This window comes from Arthrobacter sp. JDC6 (assembly GCF_056484025.1).
In genome coordinates this window covers 4,373,835-4,385,392 of record NZ_CM151278.1, presented here as the reverse complement: position 1 = coordinate 4,385,392, position 11,558 = coordinate 4,373,835, and the positions used below count along the sequence as shown (strand labels likewise).

Here is an 11,558-nt window from a genome sequence, read left to right as displayed (position 1 = left end):
ACACCATGGAACTGCTGTGGGAAATTGCCGGCTGGGCAGGCGCTGTTGCGATTCTCAGTGCTTACCTTGCGGTTTCCATGGGCTGGCTGAAGGCAGGCAAGGGTTTCCAGACGGCCAACCTGTTCGGATCCGTTGCCTTCATCATCAACGGGACGCTGCACGGGGCATGGCCGTCCGTGGTTACCAATGTGGCGTGGTTCCTGATCTCTGCCGTTGCGCTGGTCCGCATGCGTTCCGAAAACCCAGCTGCTGCCGTCGAGCCGGCGCAGGTTCAGTATCCCGGTGTCCCCGACACCACCGGCCAGATGGCGGTTGTTGAGGCCTTGACCGGTTCCATGCCCGTTGTGGCTTCCAGGCCTGTTGGGGGTTCCGCCCCGGTTGGAGCGGACGGGCCACGCCTGGCGTTGTAGGGTTCGACGGCGGCCCGCGCGTGGGGGCGGCGGTTACAGCAAAGGGTGTGGCTGGTTTGTCAGATTTCCGGCCCGCCCGGTTGCCCGTTCCACGATTTCCTGGGCGATCGCGTGTACCTTGCGGTTCGTATCCTGGCTCAGCTGGCTCATGAGGTCGTAGGCCTTGTCGGCGTCAATGCCGGTGCGCCCCATGAGGATGCCTTTGGCCTGCTCAATGACTGCCCGGCTGCGGGCTGAGGCGGCGACCGCCTCGGTGGCCAGTTGGTGCCGGTCGGTATGAATCGATGTGGTGAGGTCCACCACCACGCCCCAGACGCCAACAGGGGTGTCCCCGTCCAGGATGTAGTCCGCGGAGTAGAGCAGTTTGTGTTGACGGTCCTTGCGGTCCCGGATGGAAACGTAGATCGATGATGGGCCGCCAGCGGCTGAGACGTGGTCCCAATACGCCTGGACCCTGGGCCGGTCTGCCGGCTCGATGTGGGCCATGGCCATGTCCATGGAGGGGACAACCTCGCCGCGCTCATACCCGTAGATCCGGTACAACCCGTCCGACCAGCGGAAGATGCCGTCCGCGAAGTAGTACTCGACCAGTCCGGTGGGACAGTCGAGAAAGACATCATTCGGGATATCGACGGATCCAAGTCCTGGAAAACTGCTGCTGGAAGTCACTGAAGGGCCATTCGACGTGCTGTGTCCCGGCTACCCCCGGCCTGGACGTGAAAGCAACAGAATATAGCAGCGGCCCCCACCCCGCGGATCCCGCACGCATGAGTGCGGGATCCGGGGGGCGTGGGCGGGACGGCGCCGGTTGTTACCTGGCGTCCTCTACGAGCACCAGGTCGCGGCCATTCGTTTCCGGGGTGAAGAACGTGGTGGCGAACGAGATTGCCGCCAGGACCAGCGAGTAGACCGCCGGGACCAGCCAGGAGTGGTTGGTCACTGCCAGCAGTGCCACGCCGATCATCGGGGCGAAGCCGCCGGCAAGTACGGCGGACAGTTCGCGGCTGAGGGCCACGCCGGTGAAGCGGTGCTGGGAGCCGAAGAGTTCCGGCAGCAGGGCGCACTGCGGGCCCAGCATGGCCTGCACGCCGAGGGCGATGCCCATCACCATGACCACCCACACCAGGGTGACATTGCCCAGTGTGACCAGGTAAAAGGCCGGCAAGGCGATAACGGCCTGGAAGAGTGCGCCGTAGCGGTAGACGGGAACCCGGCCGAAACGGTCGGACAGGGCGCCGAAGGCAACAACCATTACCGCGGCGAAGCCCGCGGCAATCAACAGGCCCGTGGGGCCGATGAACTTGTCGCCGGCGAAGACACCTGCAGGCATGCTGATGAAGGACACCAGGAGCGCGGAATAGATGGACGAGTTGCCGTTTTCCCCCATCCGCAGGCCGATACCTATCAGCACGTTTTTCTTGGAATGCTTCCAGATCTGGCCCACAGGGTTTTTGGCCACGGCCTTGTGCTTCTCGAGTTCCTGGAAGACCGGCGTCTCTTTGAGCCGAAGCCTGATGAAGACGGCAATCGCAATCAGGACGACGCTTGCCAGGAACGGTACGCGCCACAGCCAGGCCTGCAGGACTGCCTTGTCCGCCAGCGCCATCAGGGCAAATGTCCCGGCGCCCAGGAGGGTGCCCAGCTGGATGCCGACGAACGGCAGCGAGGCGAAGAAACCACGACGGCGGCGCGGAGCCACCTCCGAAATAAGGGTCGTGGCGCCTGCCTGCTCGGCGCCGGCGCCAAGGCCCTGCAGGATACGCAGGGCCACCAGGAGTACCGCACCGAGCATGCCCGCCTGTTCAAAGGTGGGCAGGAGGCCGATGGCGCAGCTGGACAGGCCCATCAGGCCGATGGTCAGGATCAGCACCATCTTCCGGCCAAAGCGGTCACCAATGTAGCCGAACACCACGCCGCCGAAGGGCCGGGCGGCGAAGCCGACGCCGTAGGTGGCGAAGGAGGCGATGACTGCTCCGCTCTCACCCAGCGGTGCGAAGAAGAGCGGGCCGAAGATCAGGGCCGAGGCAAGGCCGTAGATGTAGAAGTCGTAGTACTCCAGGGCGGAGCCCACGGAGCTGGCAAGAGTTGCCCTTCGCAGCTGGTCCGGATCGACGACGGCGCCGTCCGCGATGGCCTGCGGTGATTTAGTACGAGTTGTCACGAGAACTCCCTCTAACACACTCCAGGCCCCCGTTGGCCTGGTGGGATAGCGACAACGCCCATTGCGTCGATCACTATGCTGAACACGATACAGCAAGTTGAACAGCTGGCAATAGTCTCTGGCTGTTATATGTCGGAGAAGGCCGCCGCTTGGCGGTCAGCCCATCGGGTTGCCCAGCGAGTGGGCCAGTTCCTGCAGTTCCTTGACTATCTGGGAGCCCTGTTCCGGCGTGTAGGTGGCTTTGAGGGCCGTGACGGACAGGCCCAGGCTGGGACCGTGCGCGCCCCGCGTGGGAACGGCAACGGCCAGGCAGACCACGCCGGTGGTGGATTCTTCGTCCTCGAAGGCAAAGCCCTGCTCGCGGATTTCCCGCAGCTGCGCCTTCAGCTCCGCCCCTGTCCGCAAGGACTTTGGCGTGAGGACGGGCAGTTCTGCGTCATCGGGGAACATCTCCTCGATGTCGTGCACATTCAGCCGGGCGATCAGCGCCTTCCCCACTGCGCAGAGGGATACGGGCATCTTGTCGCCGATATTGGAGGTGAGCCGCACGGCCGGGTGGCCCTCGTACCGGGCAAGGTAAATGACGTTTGTTCCGTCCAGCATGGCGATCCGGACCGTCTCGCGGGAAAGGACGGAGGCCTGTTCGCAGTAACGGTAAAACTCCTGGACTTCGTCCATGCGGCCCAGGTAGGCGGCACCCAGTTCCACCAGCTTGCGGCCAAGGGTGAACTCCGAGCCCTGCCTGCTGATCAGGCGCGCCTCCTCCAGGGCCAGCAGGAGATTGGAGGTGGATGACTTGGGAATTCCCACTTCGCGCGAGAGATCGCTGAGCGTCAGCCGCCCGGTTGCCGAGGCGGCCAGGGCATCCAGGACGGCCGCGGCGCGGGTGACTGCGGGCGCCGGAGAGGCGGTTCCCGATTTTTCGGATGACGCAGGAATGGGGGAATCGGCCATGATTCTCCTTGGGTTTGCCGGGGCGGGCTTCGCTGTTGTTCAGTCCTCTGAACGTTATCCATCTTAACGTCCTGCGACGCCCGCTGACGCCGGCCCGGCTCAGGCCACGCGGTTGCTCAGGGTTCCGATGCCCTCCACCGTGATGTCCACACGGTCCCCGGGCTCGACGGGAACCACTGTGGCGGGCGCTCCGGTCATCACCACGTCGCCGGGTTCCAAGGTCAGCCATGAAGTGACATAGATGAGGCAGTCCACCACCGAGGAGGGGAGGTTGAAGGTCCCGGAAGTGGCCTTTGCCGCCCCATTGACGTAGACGTCGATGGCCACCCTTTCGGGATCCGGGAGTCCGGTTTCTATCCAAGGGCCCAGGGGTGTGTAGTTGACGCCGGCCTTGCCCTGGAAGTTCCGCTCGTCCACCGCGTTTTGGTCCACGTTGGTGACGTCGTTGACGCAGGTGTAGCCGAAGACGTGCTCCAGGGCGTTTTCCGCGGTCAGGTTGGCGGCGGTCCTGCCCATCACGACGGCGAGTTCACCCTCGGCATTGACCGTGCCTTGTCCACGGACCGCGGTGATGGCATCGCCCGGCCCGGCGATGGTGTGGACGGACTTGTGCCACGCCTGGATGGGCAGGGGATGGTCATTCAAAGTGCGGTTATGGCCAATGCCCAGGACGACGGCGGGCCTCACCGGGGCGAGGAATATTGCCTCGTTGTGGGTGGTGGCACCGCCGGTGTAGCGGAGGCTTTCCTCAAACGGGTCGACGATGTGGTCCCAGCCGCTGTCGCTCTCAACGGCGTACTGCGGACCAGCTGCTGTATCTAGTCTTGCGATGCGCACCGGTTCTCCGCCCCGTCCTAGTAGAAGTGGACCGTGTCCACGAGGTGGGGGAGATCCCCGCCGTCGAGGAAGGTGCGCAGGTTGCTGCAGAAGCGCTCGGTGATGAGTCGGTTCTCGGCTGCGCTGAGGGCCGAGGTGTGGGGCGAAACCATGACCCGGGGATGGTTCCATAGCGGGCTGTCCTGCGGCAGCGGCTCCACGGCGAAAACATCCAGGCAGGCGTAGCCCACCTGGCCGTTGTCCAGTGCCTCCAGCAGGGCGTCCTCGTCCACCACGGTGCCGCGGCCTACGTTAACGAACGTCATGCCGGGCTTCATGGCGGCGAACAGTTGGCGGTTGAACAGCTTCTCCGTGTAGGCAGTGCCGGGCAGGGTGTTGACGACGGCGTCTGCCGTGGCCAGGAGGGCAGGAAGGCCGGCGTTGTCCACAACCTGATCGATCCCGTCGATGGGCTCTACGGACCGTTTGGTGCCGCTGACCTTCATGCCCAGCGCGCGGGCGATCCGGGCCGTTTCCAATCCGATTTCCCCCAGGCCGCTGACCACGAGGTTGGAGCCGTTGACGAGCCGGGTGGGGACGCGAAGGGTGGGCCAGGCCTTCGCCGCCTGGTCCTGGGTAAGTTCGGAAGTCCGCTTGAAGCCGTTCAGGATTCCCATCGCAGCGAACTCCGCGAGGGGCAGGGCGTGCACTCCGGCGGAGGTGGTGATCCTGAATTTCTGCAGGACGTCCTGGCTGAGGCCGGACGCCTTCACCGCTCCGCCCGCTCCCGCCGCCATGGCATGGATCCATTGCAGTCCGGGATTGTCGCGGGCGATGCGGGCAAGCCCGGCCGGGCTTTCGTTGGGGAAGCCGTAGAGCACTTCGGCCCGGTTGAGCATGGCCCAGTAGCGCTCCTCCTGCTCATCGGTGCGTTTGAACGCGGGATCGCCGGCGTGGTCGGCTGGATAGCGTTCCGGGGGCAGGAGGTCGGGCTCGTAAAGGACGGTAATCGAGGGATCAACGGCGCGGATCTGGTCCACAAGCTCTGCTTCGAGCGGGACGGCGATGGCTACGGTCGTACGGGAAGTCATCTGTTCATTATAATGGATGACGTTCGGCAGGTTGAACTTTGTAGGGCTTCTGTGAAGCTTGCGAGCCACCACAGGCGCCCTGGCAGTTGGGCACCGAACTAAGTGGTTCCCGGCTGGGACAAACCTTGGCTGCGTGTCAGGTTGGGATCTATAGAGATTGAATTAGCACGTCAGGAAAACCGGTTTCGGACTTCAACCTGACGTAGCTCATACGCCTGGCTGACGTCAGGTATGTCAGTTTCAGAAGTCGTCTGCACAGAATGTCAGAAGTCGTCTGCACCCGGAGTCGGTTGGGTTGGAACTGTACAGGTCAAACGCGGGATGACGGCGGGCGCTTTGTGGCAGCCCTGCCCCCGCGTCATGTCAGAACGCCGGGAGGATCAGGGCCTCCGAGTCGTCCGGGGTGCGGTCGCTTCCTGTGCCTTCTGGTGGAACCATTCGATGTGTTCTTGCAGGAGGCGGGCTGCGAGTTCTCCGTCGTGTGCTTGGACGGCGTCGAAGATGTGGTGGTGTTGGGTCCGTAGCGTGGCGATGACGTCCGGCCACGTTTCCATGGCGTCCATCGCGCCTTTGACGTAGCCGACGATGGATCCGGACAGGGATTCCATCATGGTGGCGACCACAGCGTTCCCGGCGAGCGAGCTCAGCGCCACGTGGAAGCGGGCGTCGAGTTCGTGGAACGCGGCCCGGTCGATGTCTGGATCGTCCATGGCGTGCAGGATCTGGGATGCCTGTTCCAGGTCCTCGTCGCCTCCTGTACGATTCGCGCCGGCCCGGGCTGTCCATGTTTCGAGCAGGATGCGGGTCTCTACGATGTCTGCGACCGGAAGCGTGCTGCTGGCCACGTGGAGCCGCAGGGCCGAGGACAGGCCGACCGAGGGGTCGGAGACGACGATGGCTCCTGAGGTGGGTCCGGATCCGACGGAGCTGCGGAGTATTCCCATGGCGTCCAGGACGCGGATGGCTTCGCGTACGGAGGCCCGGGAGATGCCGTAGTTTTCGGCGAGTGTTCGTTCGCCCGGGAGGCGGTCGCCCACTTTGATCTTGCCAGAGCGGAGGTCCGCTTCGATGTCCTTCAGGAGCGCGTCATGGGTGCGACGGCGGGGTGTTGCTCCTGCTTCGGCGGTTATCACGGGCGGTTCCTTAGGGCGGGGCGTGTGCGGGCAGGTCGGCCCGCACACGCCGTACTGACCAGGCGGGAGGCTAGGGCAGCATCCAGCCGAGGAGGTGGGTGGACTGGAGGTAGGAGAGGGTGCAGAGCACCAGCAACAGCGCTACGCTCCATCCGACTACTTTACGCAGGATCACCGATTCCTTTCCTTCAAGGTTGACCGCAGACGCGGCGATGGCCAGGTTTTGCGGGCTAATCAGTTTCCCGACGACGCCGCCGGAGGTGTTTCCGGCGACGAGGAGGTTCGGGTCGATGCCTGCTTTCAGGCCGGCTGTCTGCTGGAGTTTGGCGAAGAGCGCGTTGGCGGACGTGTCGGAGCCCGTGACGGCGGTGCCAATCCAGCCCAGGACGGGTGAGAGGAACGCGAAGAAGGTGCCAGTGCCGGCGAGCCAGGTGCCGATGGATACTGTCTGCCCGGAGAAGTTCATCACGTAGGCGAGTGCGAGGACGGTGATGATGGTCAGTCCGGCCCAGCGCATCCTGTAGATGGTGCGGCCGATCTCCTTCACCGCGTTAGCCACCGTGATGGGGTAGCGGCCGCCGTCGTTGTACTTCGAGTACACGAAGGCGACGATCAGGCCGGTGATTAGCAGCAGGGTTCCAGGGGTGGAGAGCCATTGGAAGGAGTAGATGGTGGAGGAGACGGGTTTGCCTTCGGCATTGACCAGAGCGTCGTGCAGGATCGGCCAGGGGATTCTGACGTCGGTCGAGGCGAGGAATGCGGGCACGTCCGCACCGAGTTTCCATAGCTTGGCGATGCCGAAGACGACGATCACGAGGAAGTACGGGAACAGGGCGAGCCACGTCCGGGTCGGGGTCAACCGGTCTGCAGCGGCCTCGCTGACGGCGACAGCCGTAGCCCGCCGGGAGCCGCCGCCGGCGGTGGTGGAGGCTGTGTTCTTCGAGGCTGCATCAAAGGCTGCTCCGAGACGCTCGCGTGCTGCGACGCTTCCCTTGGGCGTCCAGACGCGGAAGAACAGCACGGCCGCGCCGAGGCCTACGAGGGAGGCGACGATATCGGTGAGTTCGTAGGAGAAGAAGTTGGAGCACAGGAACTGTGCCGTGGCGAATGAAAAGCCAACCACCAGCGCTGCGGGCCAGCAGTCTTTCAGGCCCTTGCGGCCATCGAGGATGAAGAGCAGGATCAGCGGCACGATGGTGGCCAGTAGCGGAGCCTGACGTCCAACGACGGAGGCAATGTCCGTGGCATGCAGTCCGGTGAGGCCGGCCGCGGTGGTGATCGGGATGGCCATGGCGCCAAAGGCAACAGGTGCCGTGTTGGCAACCAGCACCGCGGCGGCAGCGCGCAGCGGCGGCAGTCCGAGCGCCAGCAGCATGGTGGCCGTGATAGCCACCGGCGCACCGAAACCGGCGAGGGCTTCGAGCAGCCCGCCGAAGCAGAAGGCAATCAGGACCGCCTGGAGGCGCACGTCGCCTTTGCCGATTACATCGAAGACGCGGCGGAGGTCCTCAAAGCGTCCGCTGAGGACCGTGACCTGATAGAGCCAGACGGCCATGATGACGATCCACAAGACAGGGAAGGCGCCGAAAACCCCGCCCTGGGTAGCGGAGAGCAGCGCCAGCCCGGCCGGCATCTGGAACGCGAATATTCCGACCAGGAGGGCAGCCAGCAGCGCAAAGGCACCGGCGACATGGGCGCGGGTTTTGACGACGGCAAGCAGGATGAAGAACGTCAGCAGCGGCAGCAGGGCGACGATGGCCGACCACATGACGCTGTTGAGCACCGGGTCGGTGCTGGGTGTGAACTGATCCACGGAGTTCCTCCACATTGAGGGGGACGGCAGGGGGGTATGGTCAGACCTTTGTGGTCGGACCATCAGAGTGTAGCGTAGATTTTTCTGAAAGTGTGAGCAGCTTCACTTGGAGCCGCCGGTTGCCAGTGGCGTCGGTCACGTGATCTACTATGGTCAGACCACAACCCCTTAGCCCGAAAGGCTGCCATGCGAATCGCTTTGTTCGCTACGTGCATCGTGGATGCGATGTACCCCGCCACAGCGCGGGCTACCGTGAAAATCCTGGAACGGCTGGGACACGAAGTTGTGTTCCCGTCCGGCCAGGCCTGCTGCGGGCAGATGCACGTCAACAGCGGCTACCTCAAAGAGGCGGTTCCCGTGATCGCCAACCACGTCGCCGCCTTTGATACCGAGGACTACGACGTCGCGGTTGCCCCGTCCGGTTCCTGCGTCGCCTCCGTGAAGCACCAGCACCCTATGGTCGCCCGCTCGTGCGGCGACAAGGATCTGGAAACACGTGCAACCGCAGTCGGCGCCAAAACTTACGAGCTCTCCGAATTGCTGGTGGACGTGCTCGGCGTGACCGATGCTGGCGCGCAGCTCGGTTCCTACTTCCCGCACCGCGTCACCTACCACCCGAGCTGCCATGGCATGCGCCTGCTCCGGCTCGGGGACCGGCAGGCGCGGTTGCTGGGCAGTGTCGCAGGGATCGACATGGCCGAACTTCCGGAAGCTGACCAATGCTGTGGCTTCGGCGGCACGTTCTCGATGAAGAACGCCGACGTCTCCTCCGCCATGCTCGAGGACAAGACGGCGAATATCGCGGCAACAGGGGCAAGCCTGTGCGCCGGAGGGGACGCCTCCTGCCTCATGCACATCGGCGGCGGCCTCTCCCGCCAGGGCAGCGACGTCACCACCCTGCACCTGGCCGAAATCCTCGCCAGCACCCTGGAAGAACCGGCCTCTGTCACCGGCGAAGTCCGCGTCACCACCGGAAAGGCCACACGATGAGCACCTACCTGGGCATGCCCTCACTCCCCGTTCATGGCACGGGCAACCTGCACGCCTCCGAATCCTTCCCCCAGGCCGCGCACCGCGAACTCGCCAACACCCAGCTCCGGGCCAACCTCGGCCACGCCACCCACACCATCCGAGACAAACGCATCCAAGTGGTCTCCGAACTGCCGGACTGGGAACAACTGCGCGACGCCGGATCCGCAATCAAGGAATCCGTGATGGCCCGCCTTCCCGAACTCCTCGAACAGTTCGAGAAAAACTTCACCGCCCGAGGCGGCGTGATCCACTGGGCCCGCGACGCCGATGAGGCCAACGGGATCGTCGCCGGTCTGATCCGGGAAACCGGGGAAACCGAAGCGGTCAAGATCAAATCCATGGCCACCCAGGAAATCGGCCTCAACGAATACCTTGAAGAGCAGGGCATCGCGGCCTACGAAACCGATCTGGCCGAGCTGATCGTCCAGCTGGACCACGACAAGCCCAGCCACATCCTCGTCCCGGCGATCCATAAGAACCGGACCCAGGTCAGGGACATCTTCCTGCGCGAAATGGAGGGCGTCGACCGGGAGCTGACCGACGAACCGGCCCGCCTCGCCGCGGCAGCCCGGGCACACCTGCGCCGTAAATTCCTCACTGCCAAAGTCGCGGTCTCCGGGGCCAACTTCGCCCTTGCTGACTCGGGCACCCTGGCCGTCGTCGAATCCGAGGGCAACGGCCGCATGTGCCTGACCCTGCCGGAGACACTAATCACCGTCATGGGCGTCGAAAAGCTCCTGCCGACCTGGCAGGACCTTGAAGTCTTTATGCAGCTGCTGCCCCGCTCCTCCACTGGGGAACGGATGAACCCTTATACCTCGTTGTGGACCGGTGTCACCGCCGGCGACGGGCCCCAGAACGTGCACCTGGTGTTGCTTGATAACGGACGCAGCGCCGCCCTGGCCGACGAAATGGGCCGCTCGGCTCTGCACTGCATCCGTTGCAGCGCCTGCATGAACGTCTGCCCGGTCTATGAACGGACCGGCGGCCACGCCTACGGATCGACCTACCCCGGTCCGATCGGGGCGATCCTTTCGCCGCTGATGACCGGCATTCAGGCCGAGGAGAACAGTTCGCTGCCGTACGCGTCCTCGCTGTGCGGTGCCTGCTACGACGCCTGCCCGGTGAAGATCAATATCCCGGACATCCTGGTGCACCTGCGCAGCGTGGACGTGGACAGCAAACGCGGGAAGAAGAAAATCCCCAGCCAAATGGACGTTGGGATGAACGCCGCGTCCTGGGCCCTGTCGTCGGGCAAACGACTGGGATTGATCGAGAAGGGGCTGCCCCTGGGACGTCTGGCCGCGGGCCCGGACAAGAAGATCACGAAACTGCCGGGCATCGCCGCCGGCTGGACCCAAAGCAGGGATATCCCCGCGCCGCCGTCGCAGTCTTTCCGCGACTGGTGGAAGAAGGAACACCGGCCCCCGGCCACCGGCGCTGCCCCCGCGGCGTCAGATAACCAGCCCTCAGAGCACCAGGAAGACCAGACATGAGCGCACGCGATGAGATCCTTGAACGGATCCGCACCGCCCTGAAAGACAGCCCCAAGGTACCGGAAGTTCCCCGCGGGTACCGGTCCTCATCCGATCTGGACGAGGATGCCCTGATCCACCTGCTGGTGGACCGCCTGATCGATTACAAAGCCCAGGTCTCCGTCGTGGACGCCGAAGAGGTGCCCGCACGGATTGCTGAACTGCTCGCGGCAGCGCGCAGCTACGTCCTGCCTGCGGGGCTGGACGCCGGCTGGCTCAGCGACCTCAAACTCGACCACGACAACCGTCGCCACACCGATTCGGCCGCGGCTCCGCTGAGCGTCCTCGAGCTCGATGGTATCGACGCGGTCGTGACCGGCAGTGCTGTCGCTGTCGCCGAGACAGGGACCATCATCCTGGACGGCAGTCCCAACCAGGGCCGCCGGGCAATCACCCTCGTCCCTGACCACCACATCTGCGTCGTGAAAGTCGCCGACATTGCCGGGATCCTGCCGGAGGCGCTGCGCCGGATTGACGGCACCCGGCCGCTGACCATGATCAGCGGGCCGAGTGCCACCAGCGACATTGAACTCGAACGTGTCGAGGGAGTCCACGGGCCCCGCAAGCTCGACGTCATCATCGCCCGCTAAATCCGGCAGTCAAGTCCGGGCAT

General features: G+C 64.5%; 11 protein-coding genes. 4 read left to right on the top strand and 7 right to left on the bottom strand.

Annotated features, from left to right (window positions below; all coding sequences use genetic code 11):
- The first annotated feature begins 5 nt into the window (after window positions 1-5).
- Complete coding sequence (locus ACV095_RS20315; RefSeq protein WP_018770354.1) at window positions 6-410, top strand: CBU_0592 family membrane protein; 405 nt, start codon at window positions 6-8, stop codon at window positions 408-410.
- Between the two features lie 33 nt (window positions 411-443).
- Here ACV095_RS20315 and ACV095_RS20310 read toward each other — a convergent pair whose 3' ends face one another.
- The 7 genes from ACV095_RS20310 to ACV095_RS20280 all read right to left on the bottom strand — a co-directional run bounded on the left by ACV095_RS20310 (window position 444) and on the right by ACV095_RS20280 (window position 8,378).
- Window positions 444-1,079 carry a PAS and ANTAR domain-containing protein gene (locus ACV095_RS20310; RefSeq protein WP_018770353.1) on the bottom strand — a complete coding sequence of 212 codons (636 nt, stop codon included), beginning with the start codon at window positions 1,077-1,079 and terminating at the stop codon, window positions 444-446.
- 142 nt (window positions 1,080-1,221) lie between these two features.
- Window positions 1,222-2,571, bottom strand: coding sequence for an MFS transporter (locus ACV095_RS20305; RefSeq protein ID WP_056389514.1), 1,350 nt, complete (start codon window positions 2,569-2,571; stop codon window positions 1,222-1,224).
- A gap of 156 nt (window positions 2,572-2,727) precedes the next feature.
- Complete coding sequence (locus ACV095_RS20300; protein ID WP_018770351.1) at window positions 2,728-3,525, bottom strand: IclR family transcriptional regulator; 798 nt, start codon at window positions 3,523-3,525, stop codon at window positions 2,728-2,730.
- Window positions 3,526-3,624: 99 nt separating this feature from the next.
- Window positions 3,625-4,362: a fumarylacetoacetate hydrolase family protein gene (locus ACV095_RS20295; protein ID WP_018770350.1), complete on the bottom strand. Its 738-nt coding sequence runs from the start codon at window positions 4,360-4,362 to the stop codon at window positions 3,625-3,627.
- A gap of 17 nt (window positions 4,363-4,379) precedes the next feature.
- Entirely contained in the window at window positions 4,380-5,432 is a 1,053-nt protein-coding gene (locus ACV095_RS20290; protein WP_478222603.1) for a D-2-hydroxyacid dehydrogenase, read from the bottom strand.
- A gap of 380 nt (window positions 5,433-5,812) precedes the next feature.
- Window positions 5,813-6,562, bottom strand: a complete 750-nt coding sequence (locus ACV095_RS20285; protein WP_478223486.1) for a FadR/GntR family transcriptional regulator — start codon at window positions 6,560-6,562, stop codon at window positions 5,813-5,815.
- A 73-nt stretch (window positions 6,563-6,635) separates the two neighbouring features.
- Entirely contained in the window at window positions 6,636-8,378 is a 1,743-nt protein-coding gene (locus ACV095_RS20280) for an L-lactate permease (RefSeq protein ID WP_478222602.1), read from the bottom strand.
- 186 nt (window positions 8,379-8,564) lie between these two features.
- Here ACV095_RS20280 and ACV095_RS20275 point away from each other — a divergent pair, with 186 nt between their 5' ends.
- The 3 genes from ACV095_RS20275 to ACV095_RS20265 are packed head-to-tail and all read left to right on the top strand — an operon-like array spanning window position 8,565 to window position 11,535.
- Entirely contained in the window at window positions 8,565-9,368 is an 804-nt protein-coding gene (locus ACV095_RS20275) for a (Fe-S)-binding protein (RefSeq protein ID WP_237429437.1), read from the top strand.
- On the top strand, window positions 9,365-10,906 hold the full coding sequence (locus ACV095_RS20270; RefSeq protein ID WP_478222601.1) for a LutB/LldF family L-lactate oxidation iron-sulfur protein: 1,542 nt from the start codon (window positions 9,365-9,367) through the stop codon (window positions 10,904-10,906). The genes ACV095_RS20275 and ACV095_RS20270 overlap by 4 nt, the downstream gene beginning before the upstream one ends.
- Window positions 10,903-11,535, top strand: a complete 633-nt coding sequence (locus ACV095_RS20265) for a LutC/YkgG family protein (protein WP_478222600.1) — start codon at window positions 10,903-10,905, stop codon at window positions 11,533-11,535. Before ACV095_RS20270 ends, ACV095_RS20265 begins: the two co-directional genes overlap by 4 nt.
- Window positions 11,536-11,558 lie beyond the last annotated feature (23 nt).